Origin of the sequence: Pollutimonas harenae, assembly GCF_004153685.1 — a bacterium.
GTDB lineage: Bacteria > Pseudomonadota > Gammaproteobacteria > Burkholderiales > Burkholderiaceae_B > Pusillimonas_C > Pusillimonas_C harenae.
The window spans coordinates 15332-34668 of sequence record NZ_SDQD01000002.1 but is presented as its reverse complement, the minus strand read 5'-3'; the positions used below and the strand labels follow the sequence as shown (position 1 = coordinate 34668).

The 19337-nt window shown below is 58.0% G+C and carries 14 protein-coding genes; 11 read left to right on the top strand and 3 right to left on the bottom strand.

The features are described from left to right. Genes uvrA through ERD84_RS06925 form a run of 4 tightly spaced genes read left to right on the top strand, consistent with a single transcriptional unit; the run spans position 1 to position 8245 of the window. Complete coding sequence (gene uvrA, locus ERD84_RS06940) at positions 1 to 5736, top strand: excinuclease ABC subunit UvrA (RefSeq protein ID WP_130038927.1); 5736 nt, start codon at positions 1 to 3, stop codon at positions 5734 to 5736. A 1-nt stretch (position 5737) separates the two neighbouring features. Continuing rightward, complete coding sequence (locus tag ERD84_RS06935) at positions 5738 to 6859, top strand: aminodeoxychorismate synthase component I (protein WP_130039976.1); 1122 nt, start codon at positions 5738 to 5740, stop codon at positions 6857 to 6859. A 10-nt stretch (positions 6860 to 6869) separates the two neighbouring features. Next, a complete protein-coding gene (locus ERD84_RS06930) occupies positions 6870 to 7535 on the top strand; it encodes an aminotransferase class IV (protein ID WP_130038926.1) in 666 nt (221 codons plus the stop codon). Between the two features lie 53 nt (positions 7536 to 7588). After that, complete coding sequence (locus ERD84_RS06925; protein ID WP_130038925.1) at positions 7589 to 8245, top strand: VOC family protein; 657 nt, start codon at positions 7589 to 7591, stop codon at positions 8243 to 8245. Positions 8246 to 8283: 38 nt separating this feature from the next. Here the strand turns inward: ERD84_RS06925 and ERD84_RS06920 are convergent, their stop codons facing one another. Next, a complete protein-coding gene (locus ERD84_RS06920) occupies positions 8284 to 9162 on the bottom strand; it encodes a tRNA threonylcarbamoyladenosine dehydratase (RefSeq protein WP_130038924.1) in 879 nt (292 codons plus the stop codon). A 245-nt stretch (positions 9163 to 9407) separates the two neighbouring features. Here ERD84_RS06920 and ERD84_RS06915 point away from each other — a divergent pair, with 245 nt between their 5' ends. The 5 genes from ERD84_RS06915 to purU all read left to right on the top strand — a co-directional run bounded on the left by ERD84_RS06915 (position 9408) and on the right by purU (position 13339). After that, on the top strand, positions 9408 to 10058 hold the full coding sequence (locus ERD84_RS06915; protein WP_130038923.1) for a gamma-glutamylcyclotransferase: 651 nt from the start codon (positions 9408 to 9410) through the stop codon (positions 10056 to 10058). A 77-nt stretch (positions 10059 to 10135) separates the two neighbouring features. Further along, positions 10136 to 10768, top strand: a complete 633-nt coding sequence (gene pdxH / locus ERD84_RS06910) for a pyridoxamine 5'-phosphate oxidase (RefSeq protein ID WP_130038922.1) — start codon at positions 10136 to 10138, stop codon at positions 10766 to 10768. Positions 10769 to 10789: 21 nt separating this feature from the next. After that, the gene (locus tag ERD84_RS06905) at positions 10790 to 11314 is read left to right on the top strand and encodes a flavin reductase family protein (protein ID WP_130039975.1); all 525 of its coding nucleotides are present in this window, start codon (positions 10790 to 10792) and stop codon (positions 11312 to 11314) included. 40 nt (positions 11315 to 11354) lie between these two features. After that, a complete protein-coding gene (locus ERD84_RS06900; RefSeq protein ID WP_130038921.1) occupies positions 11355 to 12479 on the top strand; it encodes an NAD(P)/FAD-dependent oxidoreductase in 1125 nt (374 codons plus the stop codon). 11 nt (positions 12480 to 12490) lie between these two features. After that, entirely contained in the window at positions 12491 to 13339 is an 849-nt protein-coding gene (gene purU, locus ERD84_RS06895) for a formyltetrahydrofolate deformylase (RefSeq protein ID WP_130038920.1), read from the top strand. 20 nt (positions 13340 to 13359) lie between these two features. Here purU and ggt read toward each other — a convergent pair whose 3' ends face one another. Both ggt and ERD84_RS06885 read right to left on the bottom strand, forming a co-directional pair. Then, positions 13360 to 15123, bottom strand: a complete 1764-nt coding sequence (gene ggt / locus ERD84_RS06890) for a gamma-glutamyltransferase (RefSeq protein ID WP_130039974.1) — start codon at positions 15121 to 15123, stop codon at positions 13360 to 13362. Between the two features lie 83 nt (positions 15124 to 15206). After that, positions 15207 to 16112 (bottom strand): LysR substrate-binding domain-containing protein, encoded by a 906-nt coding sequence (locus ERD84_RS06885; RefSeq protein WP_130038919.1) that lies wholly within the window; start codon positions 16110 to 16112, stop codon positions 15207 to 15209. A 181-nt stretch (positions 16113 to 16293) separates the two neighbouring features. Between ERD84_RS06885 and ERD84_RS06880 the strand changes: the two genes are divergently transcribed. Together ERD84_RS06880 and ERD84_RS06875 are read left to right on the top strand one after the other, a co-directional pair. Beyond that, a complete protein-coding gene (locus tag ERD84_RS06880; protein WP_130038918.1) occupies positions 16294 to 17991 on the top strand; it encodes a thiamine pyrophosphate-binding protein in 1698 nt (565 codons plus the stop codon). 63 nt (positions 17992 to 18054) lie between these two features. Further along, positions 18055 to 19248, top strand: a complete 1194-nt coding sequence (locus ERD84_RS06875; RefSeq protein WP_130038917.1) for an acyl-CoA dehydrogenase — start codon at positions 18055 to 18057, stop codon at positions 19246 to 19248. The last annotated feature ends 89 nt before the right edge of the window (positions 19249 to 19337 follow it).

Sequence of the window (19337 nt, the reverse complement as noted above, 5' to 3'; positions counted from 1 at the left end):
ATGAGCTCACATATCCGCATTTTCGGCGCACGCCAAAACAATCTCAAGAATCTTGACGTTTCCGTCAATACCGGCGAGTTGCTGGTCGTGACGGGCGTTTCCGGGTCCGGTAAAAGTTCACTGGCTTTCGATACCCTATATGCCGAAGGCCAACGCCGCTACGTAGAGACTTTCTCACCCTACGCCCGGCAGTTTCTCGACCGCATGGACAAGCCTCAGGTCGAGCGCATCGAGGGCATATTGCCCGCCATCGCCATCGACCAGGTCAATCCGGTGCGTAATTCGCGCAGCACAGTGGGTACCATGACTGAGCTGAACGATCACTTGAAATTGCTGTTTGCACGGTTGGGCCGACTATATTGCCAGTGCTGCGGCCAGCGCGTGCAGCGCGACGATGCACAATCCATACAGCAGCAGTTGGCCGCTCGTACCCCAGAAGCTGGCGATCCACGCCTGATCGTTACCTTCCCGATCATCGTTCCAGCCAACTACACCGAAGAAGAGGTACGCGGCTTTCTGGAGCAACAAGGCTATACACGCATTCACCATGAGGAAACCCGCCTGCACACGCCCGCGCCAGCCAAGGGCAAAGGAAAGGGCAAGCGCGTACCCAAGGCGGAAAAACTGCGCGTGCTGCATGTTATACAGGACCGGTTCCGCTACAGCACCACCGAACCTGAACGCATCATGGAGGCTCTGGATACAGCTCTGAAGCAGGGCGATGGCCACATCGCGATTCATGCACTGGCCGATTCCGACACAGAAGGCGCTCAGGAAACCACATGGCGCTTCAGCAATCGTTTGCATTGCGCCACCTGCAATATCGAATACAGCACCCCACTGCCCAGCACTTTTTCCTTCAACTCGCCCTTGGGGGCCTGCGAATCGTGCCGTGGCTTCGGGCGTGTCATGGGCATAGACTATGGCCTGGTCGTACCTGACGAAAAGAAAACGCTGCGCCAGGGAGCGATCAAACCCTGGCAGACTAACAGTTATAAAGAATGTCAGGTCGAGATGGAGCAATATGCTCCTGTCGCGGGCATACGCCTCGACACCCCGTGGCAAGACTTGACGGAAGATGAAAAGCAGTGGGTGATTGGCGGCACTCCCGACTGGAAAGGCGGCCAGAACGCCTGGAAAACGCAATGGTATGGCGCACAGCGATTCTTCGACTGGCTGGAGTCCCGGGCCTACAAAATGCATGTGCGCGTGCTGCTTTCAAAATACCGCAGTTACACCCCCTGCCCCGCTTGCGGCGGCGCCCGGCTCAAGCCGGATGCCACCCTGTGGCGCTTGGGCACGCAACCTGCAGACCTCGACGACGCCTACCCTCGCTTCATGCCAGTGCACGCGCAATGGACTCATGCGCAGCTTGATGCCTTGCCCGGGCTGGGCATACACGACCTGATGCGTCTGCCCATCAGTCGTGTGCGCGACTATTTTCTGGATATCAGCTTCGGCGCCCAGATGGATGCCGCCATTGAGCTGCTGCTCAATGAGGTCCGGACCCGCCTCAAATTCTTGTGCGATGTGGGTCTGGGCTATTTATCACTGGATCGCCAGAGCCGCACCCTATCCGGTGGCGAAGTCCAGCGCATCAATCTGACGACGGCGCTGGGAACCTCGTTGGTCAATACATTATTCGTGCTCGATGAGCCCTCCATCGGCCTGCACCCACGCGACATGCATCGCGTCGTGGAAGTCATGCACCGCCTGCGTGCCAATGGCAACACCCTTGTGGTGGTTGAGCACGATCCTCAGGTCATGATTGCCGCCGACCGTATCATCGACATGGGACCTGGTCCTGGCGAGCGCGGCGGCCAGATTGTGTTCGATGGTACGCCGACACAGCTGCGTAATGCCGACACACTGACAGGCAACTACCTGGGCAGCCGCTTGCGCGTCGAGGCGCCACGTCCCATGCCCGTGGCGGCCAACACGCCGCGGCTTATTCTCGAAGGCGCCAGAGCCAACAATCTGCAAAACGTGTCTATCTCCATACCGTTGGGACGTCTGGTGTGCGTGACTGGGGTATCGGGCTCTGGCAAGTCGACACTGATCCAGGATGTGCTCTATCCGGCGCTGCTGAAGCAACAGGGCAAACCCACCGAGGCGCCGGGTGAATATGATCACCTGCTGGGTGCGGAGCAATTGGCCGAAGTCGTCATGGTGGACCAAACACCCATAGGCAAGACCGCACGCTCCAACCCTGCAAGCTATGTTGGCGCCTTCGATGCCATACGCAAGCTGTTTGCCCAGGTCCCGATGTCCAAAGAGCGCGGCTATACAGCAGGAACCTTCAGTTTCAATACCGGTGATGGACGCTGCCCAAGCTGCGGCGGCACCGGCTTTGAACATGTCGAGATGCAATTCCTGTCAGACGTTTACCTGCGCTGCCCCGATTGCGATGGCAAACGCTTCCGTCCCGAGATACGGGAAATCCGGGTCGAGCACCTGGGCCGCAGCGCCTCAATCGATGAAGTCCTCGACATGACCATCAGTGAAGCACTGGCTTTTTTCAGCGGGCTGCGCGACGTTCAATGGGCTTTGGCCCCACTGGCCGATGTAGGACTGGAGTATGTGCGCCTGGGCCAGCCTGTCCCTACGCTGTCGGGTGGCGAGGCCCAACGCCTCAAGCTGGCCGGTCATCTGGCGGCTGCGGCACGCAGCGGTATCTCGTCGGCCAAAGTTGCCAAGAAAGGCAGCCTGTTCCTGTTCGACGAGCCTACCACCGGCCTGCACTTCGACGATGTGGCTCGCCTGATGCGTGCCTTCCGCAAGCTACTGGCAGCCGGTCACTCCCTGCTGATTATCGAGCACAACCTGGACGTCATCCGCGCGGCGGACTGGCTGATAGACCTCGGGCCAGAAGGCGGTGATGCGGGTGGACGCGTCACCGATGTCGGGACGCCGCAAGACCTCATGTCCAACAAGGCGTCGTACACCGGACAAGCGCTGGCCGACTACACAAGCGCCATTGTCTACGAAGATAAATCACAGCAGGCCAGGCAACTGGCCGAGCCCGCGCCGCGTTACCAGGATGCCGCGGGTACACCCCTGCAAACAGCCTTGCGGCATCGGCGTGGACCGGGACTGAGCATAGACCTGGTCAATGCGCGCGAGCACAACCTGAAAGGCATCAATGTCAGCATTCCGCACGATACCTTTACCGTGATCACGGGCGTATCGGGTTCGGGTAAATCCACTTTGGCCTTCGACATCCTGTTCAATGAAGGGCAACGCCGCTATCTCGAGTCGCTCAATGCCTATGCCCGTGCCATCGTGCAGCCTGCCGGCAAACCCGACGTGGATGCCATTTATGGCATCCCTCCCACGGTCGCCATCGAACAGCGCACCAGCCGTGGTGGCCGCAAGTCGACGGTTGCCACCATGACCGAGATCCATCACTTTCTGCGCTTGCTGTATGTCAAGCTGGGTACGCAGATGTGCCCCACCTGCAATGTGGCGGTTGAACCGCAGAAGGCCGAACAAATCGTTGCCCAGATCCTGAAGGACTGCAAAGGCCGCCATATAGGCATACTGGCGCCGCTGGTCAGCGCACGCAAGGGCTACTACACTGACCTGGCCAAGTGGGCTGCCGGCAAAGGCCATACACATCTGCGGGTAGACGGAGAATTCATACCGGTATCTCCCTGGCCACGACTGGACCGATACAAAGAGCACACTATCGAACTGCCTGTCGCCGATCTGATCGCCGACCCGAAGGACGAAGCGGCACTGCGTGAAGCCGTGCGCAGTGCACTGGAATATGGTCAAGGCACCATGAGCCTATTGCTGGACATCTCGGCAACGCAGGCCAGCAGTCTGGACGAGCGCCGCGGCGCCATGCTCAATGCGTCGGCCGAGCAAAGACATTTTTCAGTCAAGCGCGCCTGCCCTAGCTGCGGCACTAGCTTCCCCGAGCCCGATCCACGCATGTTCAGCTACAACTCCAAGCATGGCTGGTGCAACAGCTGCTTTGGCACAGGCCTGCAGTTGGCGGGCTTCGACGCCGAACAGACGGGGGAGGAAACCACCTGGAACGCCTGGTACGAAGGCCATGCCGAAACCTGCTCCAGCTGTCATGGCGCACGCCTCAACCCGGTCTCCCGGGCATTTCTATGGCGCGAGCGCTCTATTGCCGATCTGGCCGCCATGCCGGTATCTGATGCACAGAGCTTTTTCGACGGACTGATCATCCGCGGACGCGAAGGCGAAATCACTCGTGACATTCTTGCCGAAATCAGGGGCAGGCTCAATTTCATGCGGGAGGTCGGCCTGGGCTACCTGGCGCTGGACCGTGCCGCGCCCACTCTGTCGGGCGGTGAAGCACAGCGCATACGGTTGGCCGCCCAACTGGGCTCCAATCTGCAAGGCGTTTGCTACGTACTCGACGAACCCACTATCGGCCTGCACTCGCGCGACAACCAGATTCTGCTCAATGCCCTGGCCTCGCTGGAAGGCAACGGCAATACATTGGTTGTGGTCGAGCATGACGAAGACACCATACGACGGGCCTCGCACATTATCGACATAGGTCCAGGAGCCGGTACGCGCGGTGGCATGGTGGTGGCTCAGGGCACAGCCGAAGACCTGATGAAGAGCCCAGCCTCCGTCACAGGCCGCTACCTGAAGCAACCCCTGCAACATCCCTTGCAAGCCCGCCGGGCCATCACGGACGAAACTGCCCTGATCACCGTACAAAACGCCCATCTGCACAATCTGCACAATGTCACGGCCCAATTGCCTGTCGGGCGCCTGAGCGTGGTCACCGGCGTATCGGGATCCGGTAAATCCACACTGGCACGTGACGTACTGCTAGAAAATCTTGCACAGGCAGTATCACAGCGCAAAGATCCTCCATGGCATGGCTGCACCGGCATGACCGGCTGGCAAGCCATAGACCGCGTGCTGGAAGTAGACCAGACGCCTATCGGGAAAACCCCGCGCTCCTGCCCTGCCACCTATGTAGGTTTCTGGGACGATGTGCGCAAGCTCTTTGCCGACACGCGCGAAGCCAGGATACGCGGCTGGACGGCGGCGAGATTCTCATTCAACACCGGTGAAGGCCGCTGCCCCATCTGCGAGGGGCAAGGTATGCGAACCATAGAAATGAGCTTCCTGCCCGACGTTAAGGTATTGTGCGATGGCTGCAACGGCGAACGCTTCAACCGCGACACGCTGGGTGTGACCTGGCGTGGCAAGAACGCCGGCGAAGTCCTGAAAATGGAAGTGGACGAAGCCGTGGAATTCTTTGCCGCTCATTCCAGGATTTCGCGCATCTTGCAATTGATGCAGGATGTCGGTCTGGGCTATCTGACGCTGGGACAGCCCTCACCTACCTTATCGGGAGGAGAAGCGCAGCGCATCAAGCTGGTAGCGGAACTGGCCAAGGCACGCCTGACCGAAGGCGTGATCAAAACCGGTCGGGCCTCCCGGATTCCCCACACGCTCTATGTGCTGGATGAGCCTACCGTGGGTCTGTCGACAGCCGACGTTGAAAAACTGATTCATGTCCTGCATCGCCTGGTCGATGCCGATAACACTGTACTGGTCATTGAACACAACTTGGATATCATCGCAGAAGCCGACTGGATTCTCGACCTCGGACCCGAAGGCGGCAACGGCGGAGGACGTCTGGTGGCACAAGGATCCCCTGAACAGGTCATGGACTTGAAGTCGGTTTCACATACTGGCGCTGCACTCGCGACGTTTCTTGAACCGGCACAACACTGACATGCTGTGCCGCTTTGAGAACCGGTTGTCAGGCCAGGCTCTGGAGCTGGATGGCTTCAGTCGCCGCATTACGGCCAGTTCGGCGTCAGAGCTGGGCGCAGTCTTCGGGGCAATCGAGGCAGCGCAGGCCGCCGGTTGCTGGATTGCGCTACTGCTGGACTATGAGCTGGGAGAATGGCTGGAGCCGGCAAGTCAGCCCATGGCCAACAAATCCGCCATACAGCCACAACCCCGTTTGACGGCACTCGTTTTCAAACAAGCCCGCCACGCAACAGTATGGGCGGCACCTGCACAGGCCGTCAGCCTGGAAAACCGCCCCCTGATTGATCCACAGCGTTATCTGGATGACATTCATGTCCTGCGCGAGAGCATAGGACGCGGCGAACTCTATCAGGCCAACTACACCTTTCCCATTGCCGTGGAAACGCAGTCAACGCCTCGGGATCTCTATCGCAGCATTGCCGCCAGGCATCCAGCAGCCCATGCTGCCTATATCGAAGACGGCTCACGCAGCATTCTTTCCTTTTCACCGGAACTGTTCGTAGCCCGCGAGGGAACAACACTAACCGTACGTCCCATGAAAGGCACCGCGCCACGCCACGACGACCCCGCACAAGACGAAGCCGCCGGCCAAGCACTACTGCGCAGCGAAAAGAACCGTGCTGAAAATCTAATGATCGTCGACCTCTTGCGCAATGACCTGGGGCGTATCGCCACGCCGGGCTCGGTCAAGGTCGAAAAACTGTTTTCCCTGGAACAATATCCTTCCGTCTGGACGCTGACCTCGACCATCAAGGCTGAGGCGCCCGGCATCAGCCTTGAGCAACTGCTGCGTGCCCTGTTCCCCTGCGGCTCGATTACCGGTGCACCCAAGATTGCATCCATGCAGAAAATAAAACAGCTCGAAAACCGGCCTCGTGGCATTTACTGTGGCAGCGTGGGCTGGCTCGCTCCGAATGGGGATTGCTCACTCAACGTGGCTATACGCACCATAGCGATGCATGATGCACGACACGGGATTTTTGGTGTAGGTGGTGGAATTGTCTACGACTCGGAACCTGAGCAGGAATGGCAGGAATGCCTGTGGAAGGCCCGGATACTCAATATTCAAAACTCAGGCTAACGGACGGATCATGGCTGACCTCCAGCTCGTACAACTCATAGAAACCATGCGTGTCGAACCCGGCGGGCACATTCCCCTGCTGGCCGGCCATATGCGACGACTGGCCTCTTCCTGCCGCATTCTGGGCCACGTACCACCGGCCAATCTGGATGTCGAGCTACGCCGGTATACAGACGGACTGGACGCATCCCAAACCTACCGGCTGCGCCTGCTGCTCGGCCAGGATGGCGGTTTGACACTGACTTCCAGCCCCTTGCCCGACACGCCACAACCAGTACAGCTTGTGTTGCAACACAAGCCTCTGCTGGCCGATCCATACTGGCTGCAGCATAAAACCACGCACAGGCCCTGGTACGACGCTGCATACGCCTGGCTAGCCGCACATACCGCCTTCTTCGACATAGTGTTCTGTAACGATCAGAATCAGGTTTGTGAAGCCAGTCGCAGCAATATATACATACGGGATGACGCCGGCCGCTGGCTGACTCCGCCGCAAAGCTGCGGTCTGCTACCTGGTGTACAACGGCAGGATTTGCTCGATAGGGGGCTGGTCGCCGAAGCCTTCATCAGCCGTCGAGACTTGCTGAGCGCCCCCGCTATTCGGGTATCCAACGCATTACGCGGATGGCTGAATGCCGTGATGGCCGAGCCCGATCTGCCAGACAACATGCCATAATCCATGACGTCCCCCTTCGGACTCAAGACTCTACCCAGGAGACAGGACTCATCATGCTGCACTCTCACATTGACCACATCGTCATTACCGCATCGTCACTTGCAGCGGGTTCGGAATACATATTTCGCACGCTGGGGGTTGCGCTGGAATCAGGCGGCGAACACTCTCGTATGGGTACCCATAACCTGTTGCTCAGGCTGGGCAAGGACGTGTATATCGAGGTGATCGCCATCAATCCCGAGGCGCAGCAACCTGACCGTCCAAGCTGGTTCGGATTGACCAGCGACTATAACCAGCCCACCGGCCTGGCAGGATGGGTCGCCAGGACCAACGACATTACAGCGGCCTCCCAGGCTGCAACATTACCTTTGGGTCCTGTCGAAACCATGACGCGCGGGCAATTATCATGGCAGATCACCATACCCGATGACGGCAGACTGGTCATGAACGGAGCCGCGCCCGCCCTTATACAGTGGGATGGCACACAGCATCCGGCGAGCAGGATGGAAGACATAGGCTGCACACTGATCAGCCTGGAAGCGTTTCATCCCGATGCGGCAGATGTCCGGCAACTACTTGAGCAAATAGGCTTCGAAGGCCCGTTTACGGTATCGCCACTGGAAGCCGGGCAAGCACCCTATTTGATCGTACACATCCACACACCCTCCGGGCCAAAACAGATCGATAGTCGTCACGCCTCAAAAGGATGAGGTGGGGTTGCACAGACTGCAGCTTGCTGCGAACGGTTCTAACTGAAGAATTTCCCATTCAGGATGTATTGAACAGCCTCATTGGCTGCTGCCATGCCCATGGCAGCAGTTACCGTCACGACTGAACCATAGCCCGCGCATGATAGGCCCTGCAAGGCAGCCGCCTCGGGAGCTTGTGTCGCCATCAAGCCCAACTCCTGGCGGTCGGGCGCATGTTTGGCCAGCTCAATACTGGTCTGTTGCCATTGTGCAGGCAACAAGGCTGCCTGGTCGAACCACAGGGCACGCACGCCCATCTTGGGTACACGCTTACGTACCTTGCCCCCTTGAGTTCCGGCTTTGGGAAAAGCATGCTGGCGTCTTAGCGTATTACGCAACTTGGCCAGCAAGGCATCATTGACAGCCGCAGACAAATCCCCGGCACGCAAGCTCAGGGGATTGGTCTTGCCGCCCGCTCCACCACACACCACGATGGGTATATTGCGTCGACGGGCCTCGAGAATCATGGCAATCTTGGCCTGTGCCTGATCGGTACAGTCGATGATCAGTCGAACATCATCAGCAAAGAGATCCGTCACGTTATCAGGGCTGACGAAGTCATCGATGATCTGCAATCGACATGCCTGGTTGATGCCATGCACGCGTTGCGCCATGGCCATGACCTTGGCTTGGCCCAAGGTCTCGGTCAGCGCATGCAGCTGACGATTGATATTTGATTCAGCAATATGATCGAGATCGATCAGGCTGAGCGCACCGATACCGGTACGAGCCAGTGCCTCGGCACACCATGATCCCACGCCTCCTATGCCGGCCACCGCCACATGTGCCGCGCTCAGCCCACCCAGGCTTGCTGGGCCGTATAAACGCTCCAGACCGCCGAAACGGCGCTCTAGGTCAATGGAAACAACATCGGACATGGCAGACTCTGATAAGGCAAGGCGTACTGTTGCACAGAACTTTTACAAAAGGGGTTACGGCATTCATGGCCGTCCCATCCTGGAAGTTTACCTGCCGGGAAGCCGCAGGAACCGCATAAGCAGGATTTTGAGCCTGTACCCAATTACTTCGCACAAAAAAACCACAAGATAGCGGCAGACTTTAGCACCAGACCAGGACGGGCTTAAAATAAGCGTGAGCATCAACACCCGGAGCCGCCAGTACAGTGAATACCGTTTTCTCGCCAAATCCTCATCCCATGCCTGCCCCCAGCAATTTTCGGCTACTCACCGATGCCGAACGCCACGCTTCGCTGCAGGCATCACTGGCAGACTGGAACCCCGACCAGGACCTATGGGTATACGGCTATGGCTCACTGATCTGGCGTCCCGAGTTCGATTTTTCTGAAAAAAGAATAGCCCTGCTGCATGGCTATCACCGCGCGCTATGCCTGTGGTCCAGGGTGAATCGCGGCACGCCGGATCAACCCGGCCTGGTGTTCGGCCTGGATACCGGTGGATCCTGCCAGGGGGTGGTGTTCCGTATTCCGGCCAATGACGTCCCCACCACCATGGAAGCGCTATGGCGCCGTGAAATGCCCAGTGGCGCCTATATACCCAAGTGGCTGAACTGCCGCACAGACGAAGGGCCAATTACGGCCCTGGCCTTCACCATGAACCGCAATACCGACGCGTATGTCAGCGGGCTGCCCGTAGATCGTCTGGTCCACATCGTTCGCAATGCCCACGGCAGCTATGGCCCCTGCATAGAGTACGTGCTGGAAACCGCACAGGCCCTGAGACAATCCAACATTCACGACAAACGGCTACAAACGCTGGTGGGCGCACTGCAGACATCCCTGGCCCAAGACTGCTAAGTCCCGGTAAAGCCTCGCACCGCGGCATCCGGTAAACTACTGATCATTCCCTTGATACTTATCTTTTCCCCCCAATCATGACTGTTGCCGATATTCGCCAGAGCTACGAAAAATTCGAACTGCTCGAGAGCTCTCTGGCCGCTGACCCTTTCGAACAGTTCACGCTATGGTTCAACGACGCCTTGACTGCCAAGGTGGCCGAGCCCAATGCCATGACGCTGGCCACCACAACCCTGGCAGGCAAGCCTTCGGCACGTATCGTGCTGCTCAAGGGTTTTGACCAGCAGGGCTTCGTCTTTTACACCAACTATCTTTCACGCAAAGGCCATGAGCTGGCCGAGAACCCCAACGCCAGCCTATTGTTTTTCTGGCCCGCACTGGAGCGGCAGATTCGCATAGAGGGCGTTATAGAAAAAGCTTCCGCAGCCGAATCCGACAGCTATTTCCAAAGCCGCCCCCTGGGATCTCGCATAGGTGCCTGGGTATCACCGCAAAGCCAGCCCATTACCCGTGCAGAACTCGAAGCGCGGGCTGCCGAACTGAGCAAATCGCTGGGCGCCGAGCCTGCAAGGCCCGAACACTGGGGTGGCTATCGCCTGAACCCTGATCGCGTTGAATTCTGGCAAGGACGCCCATCCCGGCTGCACGACCGACTGGTGTTTCAGCGCGATGAAAGCCAAGTCTGGTCGCACATACGGCTGGCGCCGTAAGCACCGGCACCAAGCATGCATATGGCCCCAACGGATCCCGATTTCGATTCGCTCTTTTTTCGCTCCGCCCTAGGCAGGTTCGCCACTGGCGTCACGGTCATCACCACCGAAGGGAAGCCCGACCATCAGCCATTGGGACTGACCATCAGCTCCTTCAATTCCGTGTCGCTGGAGCCGCCGATGGTGCTGTGGTCTTTGTCACGCAAAGCATCGTCACTGCTTCACTTCCAGCAGTCCGAGCGTTACGTCGTGCACGTACTGGCAGCATCACAGCTGCCCTTGGCAAAACGTTTTGCCTACGGGTCCCAGGCACAGCGATTCGACGGCCTGGCCCTGACCCGGGCACCCAGCGGCACCCTGATGCTGGGCGACAACGAGTGCGCCGCATGGTTCGAGTGCTACAACCTGATCCAACATGAGGCGGGCGATCATATGATCTTCGTAGGGCAAGTCGAGCATTGCCATCGCAACTTCAATCAACCGCTGGTGTATCATGCCGGCGATTTCGACCTGACCCCGTCAACCGAGCCGTTATCGAACAACTGACGAGCAGGTTGACGTAATCATCATATATGCAGGACATTCTATGGCAGCAGATATAGACTGCGTCGTTCTGGGCGCCGGCGTCGTCGGCCTCGCCGTCGCACGCGAACTTGCCCTGGCAGGGCGTGAAGTCATGGTGATCGAGGCAAACGAGGCCATCGGCACCGGTACCAGTTCACGCAACTCAGAAGTTATTCACGCTGGCATCTATTACGAACCTGGCAGCCTCAAGGCGCAGCTGTGCGTAGCCGGGAAACACCTGCTTTACAGCTATTGTGACGAGCGCGGCGTGCCTTATAAAAGAATCGGCAAGCTGATCGTAGCGGCAACACCCGAACAAAGCGCACAACTGCATCGTATCGCCGAGCATGCCGGGCGCAACGGCGTCGACGATTTGTACCAGATCAGTGGCGTCCAGGCCCGCAAGCTGGAACCCGCGCTGACCTGCGATGCAGCCCTGGTCTCACCTTCGACCGGTATCATCGATAGCCATGCCCTCATGCTGGCACTGCAAGGCGATGCCGAGCACCAGGGCACCCAATGCGTCTTCCATACGGCCTTCCGCCAAGGCAAAGTACTGGACTCGGGTGAGTTCGAGCTGGAATTCGACGGCGACGAACCCATGACACTGACGGCAGACTGCGTCATCAACGCAACAGGCCTGCATGCGCCATCCGTTGCCCGCAAATTGCTCGGCCAGCCCACAGAGCTGATACCACAAGCCTATTTCTGCAAGGGTAGCTACTTCACTTTGTCGGGCCGATCACCCTTCAGCCGTCTCATTTATCCTATGCCGAATAACGCAGGCCTGGGCGTGCACCTGACTCTGGACCTGGGCGGCCAAGCCAAATTTGGCCCCGACACAGAATGGATAGACGGCGAAGACTACACTCTGGACCCTAAACGCGCCGAAGCATTCTATGCTGCCGTCCGCAGTTACTGGCCGGCGTTGCCCGACAGCGCCCTGAATCCCGGCTATACGGGTATTCGTCCTAAAATAGTAGGGCCTGGCGAAGCCGCTGCCGACTTCGCTATTGCCGGGCCGGCCACACACGGCATCCCTAATCTGGTCAACCTGTTCGGCCTGGAATCGCCCGCACTGACCGCCAGCCTGGCCATCGCCCAAACAGTACGCGCAGCATTGAACGAAGCACCGCATCACCGCTAAGACAACACATCATGAACGACTATATTCTGACCCTCTCCTGCCCCGACCGCACAGGCATTGTGCATAGCGTTACCGGTTGGCTGCTGAGCCTGCACGGCAATATCATCGACGCACAGCAGTTCGGCGACCTGGGTACCGAACGATTCTTCCTGCGCGTCCACTTCGCCTTGCCCCAGCCCGCCGACATTGCTGAGCTGGAAGCCTCTTTTGCGGAGACGGCCGGGAAATTCGATATGGAAGCACATATTCACGATGCACAACGCAAGGCACGTGTGCTGATTCTGGTCAGCCGCCAGGGCCATTGCCTGAATGACCTGCTGTTCCGCACACATAGCGGGCAACTTCCGATAGACGTCGCAGGGATTGTCTCCAACCATCAAGACTACGCAGCCATGGCCAAGGCCTACGGTATTCCTTATCATTATTTGCCGGTAACGCCGGACACCCGGGAGGCGCAAGAACAGCAAATTCTGGATATTGTGGACAAGGAACAGATCGATCTGGTTGTGCTGGCACGCTATATGCAGATTCTGTCGAATAATTTATGCCAGGCGTTGTCTGGCCGGGCCATCAACATTCATCACAGCTTTCTGCCCAGCTTCAAGGGCGCACGCCCTTATCATCAGGCGCACGCTCGCGGGGTGAAAATCATTGGCGCCACGGCACATTATGTGACGGCTGATCTGGATGAGGGCCCTATCATCGAGCAGGACATCGAGCGCGTGGATCACGCGCATCCAGCCCAGGATCTGGCTCAGGTAGGCAGCGATGTCGAGTCTCTGGTACTGGCGCGCGCGGTGCGCTGGCATGTAGAGCATCGGGTTTTGCTGAACGGGCAGCGGACGGTGGTTTTTCGATGACAGGTCCATAGCCTCGTGGTTCACCCACCCGCGGCCACGCCCTCCCGACGCGGATCCGCACCGCCCTCCAACCCATCAGGCGTCAATCGAATTCCTTGCAGACCACTGGGAAAATCGACCTCCCGCACTTCATGCCCCATAGCCCGTAAATCGTCGGCAACATCGCGTAAAACAGTGCCCTTCTCCAAATCCGTAGCGTAATTTCGGCTACCGAAATTAGGTAAATCGATCGCCTCTTGCAAACTCAAATCCCAGTCCAGGACGCCAACCAGTACCTTGGCTACAAAATTAATGATCGAAGCCCCGCCTGGAGAGCCTATCGCCATATAAGGTTTGCCATCCTTCAACACCAACATGGGTGACATCGAACTCCGTGGGCGCTTGCCCGGTTCCAGTCGATTGGCCACCGGCCTGTTCTGGGCGTCGACATCCGACAAGGAAAAATCAGTCAGCTGATTATTCAGTAGAAAACCGTCGACAAATATCTTGCTGCCAAACGCAGACTCTATGCTGCTGGTCATGGACATCACACTGCCTTCGCTATCCACCGCCACAATATGCGTTGTGGACGGCAATTCGGGAGACACATCTTCTCCACGCACGGCAAGCATCCCGATAGGGTCGCCCGGCGGTGCCTGGCCTATGGTTCGCCTGGGCATGATCAAATCGGCACGCAGGCGCAGATATTGAGGATCCAGCAAGGCCTTGACCGGGACCTCGACAAAATCAGGGTCAGCCAAATACACAGCCCGATCGGCAAAAGCCAGCCGGCCTGCCTCAGAAAAATAATGAACTGCCCCTGCAGAGCCCGGCACCAGATCAGCAATAGGCGTATACGACAGTATCGTCATCATTTGAATAATGGACAGCGGGCCTGAGCTGGGTGGCGGAACGCCGCACAATACATACACCTTGTAAGGCGCACAGAGAGGCTCCCGCTCTATTGAGCGATAAGCCGTCAGATCCTGCAGGCTCAAATCACCCGGCACCAGATGCCCGGCGACCGCATCCACGATATTGTGAGCAATCTTACCCTGGTAGAAAGCGTCAGGCCCAGTGGCCGCAACACGACGCAGCACTTGTGCAAACGCCGGGTTCTTCAAGACATGCCCTACAGGCCAGGCGAGCCCTTTTTCATCGTAAAAATAAGCAGCAGCCGCTGCTTGCCGGCGCAGCTCGGTATTCTGGTCCAACATGGCATGCAAGCGGGGCGACACTTCAAAACCTTGCTCTGCCAGCTCGATTGCCGGTTCAAAAAGCCTGGCCCATTCCAGCTTGCCATGCTCGGCATGCACCTGCCCCAGCATGCGCAGCAAACCCGGGGTACCCACCGATAGACCGCTATTTACAGCATCCTTGAAAGCAATGGCTTGCTCCCCTTGCATGAAGCGGGTGCTACGCGCGGCACCTGGAGCAGTTTCACGCCCGTCATAAGCTTGCACCTTTTGTGTTGCTGCGTCGTAGCCGATGAGAAAGCCACCGCCTCCGATACCCGAGGACTGCGGCTCGACCAGGTTAAGCACCAACTGGGCAGCAATAATCGCATCGGCCGCACTCCCGCCTTCAGCCAGAATGGCCACACCCGCTTGCGTGGCAAGAGGATTGGCGCTGCTGACCATATAGTGTTCGGCGTGAGCTTGCTGCGATTCCCGCCTGCCCGTTGCGATTTCCGGGTTAATGTCTTCTTTATGCTGAATTACCGGCGTTTCATTGACAGCCTTCAACAAGAGCTCTGGCACTCCCGTTGCCCAGACAGCCGGACATGCCAGCAAAACAGCCAACATGCCGGCCAGACCTCGCCACCCGGCCTGCTTGTATTGCCGGCCAACAAAACCAGCCCTGACGACATGCGGGGCCTGAATGCTGCTCATACAAACTCCTTGCTGGAATGTGCGGCTGCGGCCAGCCACGATTCAAAAGAAGCCAGCGCTTCAGACCGCTCGCTGACCAGTGGATAACTGAAGAAATAAGCTTCCCGCACTTGCAAGACTCCCTCGGCAGGCGTCACCAGCCTGCCTTCAGCGATGTCGTCCTGTACCAGGAATCGAGGAACCAACGCCACCCCGAGCCCGGCCTTGACTGCCGCAAGTGTCATGGTGAATAGTTCATAGCGTGGCCCGCCGCTGATCATGGGAATGTACTCTTTATTCTGGGCCTGATACCAGTGCCGCCAGGCATCGGGGCGCGAGCTCATATGCAAATGAACCAGGCCGCTCATGCCCTGAGCCGAGTCCTGGCGCCGATCCAGCAGCTCGGGAATACAAACAGGCAGCAGCTCACCCTCATCGAACAGCTTGATTCCGGCAGTACTGGGCCATATCTGCGCTGCGTGATAAATAGCCGCATCGAATGGGTGATCCTTGAACTGGAAAGGCAGGGTGCGTACAGAAAGGCTGATGGCAATGTCAGCATGCTGTTGTTGAAACTCAGGCAGACGTGGCAGCAACCAAGTGGTTGCCAGAGTGGGCAACACGGCAATATGCAGGCTTCGTCCCATGCCTGAACGCGATATCAGACCAAAAGTGTCTTTTTCGAGTTGTTCCAGATGATGCCGTACACGAGCGGCATACTCGGCGCCGGCATCAGTCAGCGCCACCCGACGACGCACCCGTGTCAGCAGCTGCACGCCCAATCTTTCTTCCAGCCCGGTGACCTGACGATAGATTGCACTATGTGTAAGCGAGAGCTCTTCGGCCGCCCTGGAAAATGAGCCCAGTCTCGCTGTCGCCTCAAATGCCTGTAAAGCACCCAAATGTGGAATTCCGTTTCTCATATACCCTGATCACCCTGCTTCGACCTCATGGCATGCAACTCAAGTCGCAATTCAACGCAATTTACGCCGCAAGGTTAGAATCAAAGCTTGCGGCACTTTATGGCTAGTCTTGCACAAACAGCAAGACATTGTGCAATTTTATCAATTGCGTTGTGCATACAACGCACATTATCCTCATACTATGAACGCCAGCCCCGAAACCACACTGCGCCCACGCCTGGGCGGACACATTCTTGTCGATCAACTGCTTGCGCAAGGCACCGAGCATGTTTTTTGCGTGCCTGGCGAAAGCTACCTCGCCGTCCTCGACGGACTGCACGATGCCGCCATACAAGTCACCGTATGCCGTCAGGAAGGCGGCGCAGCCATGATGGCTGATGCTTATGGCAAACTGACCGGCAAACCCGGCATCTGCATGGTCACGCGTGGGCCTGGCGCCTCCAATGCCCTGGCTGGCATACATATTGCCAAACAAGACTCCACACCGCTCATCCTGTTCGTGGGCCAGATCGAACGCGGCATGCGCGAACGAGAGGCTTTCCAGGAAATGGACTACCGCGCGGTATTCGGCACTCAGGTCAAATGGGCCACCGAAATAGACCAGGTCGAACGCATCCCTGAAATTGTCTCACGTGCCTTTCACGTAGCTACCTCGGGTCGCCCGGGTCCCGTTGTGATTGCCTTGCCCGAAGACATGCTGGTCGAAATCGCCGAAGTCAGCGACGCTCCTCGATACGAAGTCATTGAAAGTGCGCCTTCGAGCCAGCAGCTTGAGGCCCTCGCACAGCAGCTTGGCCAGGCCCGAAAACCCATCGCCATCCTCGGGGGCACCCGCTGGAACCAGCAAGCTGTCGACCAATTTGCCGATTTTGCGACCAGCCATCAACTGCCGGTTGCGGTGCAGTTCCGCCGGCAAATGTTGTTTTCCACCGCCCACCCATGCTTCGTTGGCGATGTCGGCCTGGGCAGCAACCCCGAACTGATGCGCTATATCAAAGAGTCCGATCTGGTGCTGTTGGTAGGCGGACGCATGTCGGAAATTGCAAGCCAAAGCTACACCTTGCTCGACATACCTGTTCCTGCACAGACCCTGATCCACGTGCACCCCGACGTCAGTGAGCTGAACCGCGTTTATCGCAGCAATATCGGCATCAATGTATCGCCCATTGCCTTTGCCCAGGCACTGGGCTCGCTGACGGCGCCGCAAGCACCTGCCTGGTCTGGCGAGCGCGATCAGCTACGCGCCAGCTACCTGAACTGGACTGATCCGCAAAAGATCACGCACCCGGGGCAACTGCAAATGGGTCAGGTCATGAGTTATTTGCGCTCGGTACTCCCAGAAGACGCCATTATGTGCAACGGTGCAGGCAATTACGCAACCTGGCTGCATCGCTTTCATCGTTTCACACGTTATGGCACTCAACTGGCTCCCACATCAGGATCCATGGGCTACGGCTTGCCTGCTGCCGTTGGCGCCAAGCGTATAGATCCATCCAAAACAGTCATATGCTTTGCCGGAGACGGCTGCTTCATGATGCACGGCCAGGAGTTCGCCACTGCCGTCCAGTATCAGTTGCCGATTATCGTTTTGCTGATCGACAACGGCATGTATGGCACCATACGCATGCACCAGGAACTCCATTATCCTGCGCGCCTGTCGGCCACAGAGCTGCAAAATCCTGATTTTGCAGCCTATGCGCAGGCTTTTGGCGGCCACGGCGAACGCGTGGAAACCACCGAGCAGTTTGCACCGGCTTTCGAACGAGCCCTGGCCAGCGGCAAACCCGCCATCTTGCATTGCCTGATCGATCCACAAGCAATTTCACCCACAACAACATTGCAAAAAATACGGGAAAAAGCCCTGGCGTCGCAGTCCTGACAGCTTGCTCGCACCGGCCAACCCAGAAACACTGTAAATTCAACTTACCCAACGGAGCCCACTATGTCGGCAGCCCCCTCCTTTCACTGGCAAGACCCCCTGTTGCTGGATACCCAACTTACCGAAGAAGAGCGCATGGTGCGCGATGCTGCGCAAGCCTATGCGCAGGACAAACTCGCAACCCGCGTTCTCGATGCCTTCCGTCACGAAAAAACCGACGCAGCCATTTTTGCTGAAATGGGCGAACTTGGGCTGTTGGGTGCCACTATCCCTGAAGAATATGGTGGCGCCGGACTGAACTACGTCAGCTATGGCCTGATCGCCCGTGAAGTTGAGCGCGTCGATTCAGGCTACCGCTCCATGATGAGCGTTCAATCCTCACTGGTCATGGTGCCCATCAACGAATTCGGCAGCGAAGAGCAAAAACAAAAGTATTTGCCCAAGCTGGCCAGCGGCGCCTGGATAGGCTGTTTTGGCCTGACCGAGCCCAATCATGGCTCCGATCCAGGCGGCATGGAGACCCGTGCGGTCAAAACTGCCAACGGCTATAAGGTCAGCGGCAACAAAATGTGGATCACCAACTCGCCCATCGCCGATGTATTCGTCGTGTGGGCCAAAGTAGTGGGCGGCGACGACGACGGCAAGATCCGTGGCTTCATCCTCGAGAAAGGCATGAAGGGCCTGTCGGCCCCTGCCATTCATGGCAAGGTGGGCCTGCGCTCCTCCATTACCGGCGAAATCGTCATGGACGAGGTCGAGATCGGCGCCGAGCAGATGCTACCTAAAGTCACCGGTTTGCGTGGCCCCTTCACTTGTCTTAACTCGGCCCGCTACGGCATAGCCTGGGGCGCCCTGGGCGCTGCCGAGGCATGCTGGCATACCGCTCGCCAGTACACCCTGGATCGCAAGCAATTTGGCCGCCCTCTGGCACAAAATCAGCTGATCCAGAAAAAACTGGCTGATATGCAAACGGAAATTACGCTGGCACTGCAAGGCTGCCTGCGACTCGGACGCATGAAAGACGAAGGCACCGCCGCCGTCGAGATCACCTCGATCATGAAGCGCAACTCTTGCGGCAAGGCGCTCGATATCGCCCGCCTTGCCCGTGACATGCTGGGCGGCAACGGGATATCCGACGAGTTCGGTGTTGCACGCCACCTGGTCAACCTTGAAGTGGTCAATACCTACGAAGGCACGCACGACGTGCATGCTCTGATTCTGGGTCGCGCCCAGACCGGACTGCAGGCATTCTTCTAGGCCTGATGCCACGCCAGCATGAGGGCATGCATACGCTGAAATGCCCCCATGCCGAATACAGCATCGAAAAAGGCAGCTTATTGTGAGCT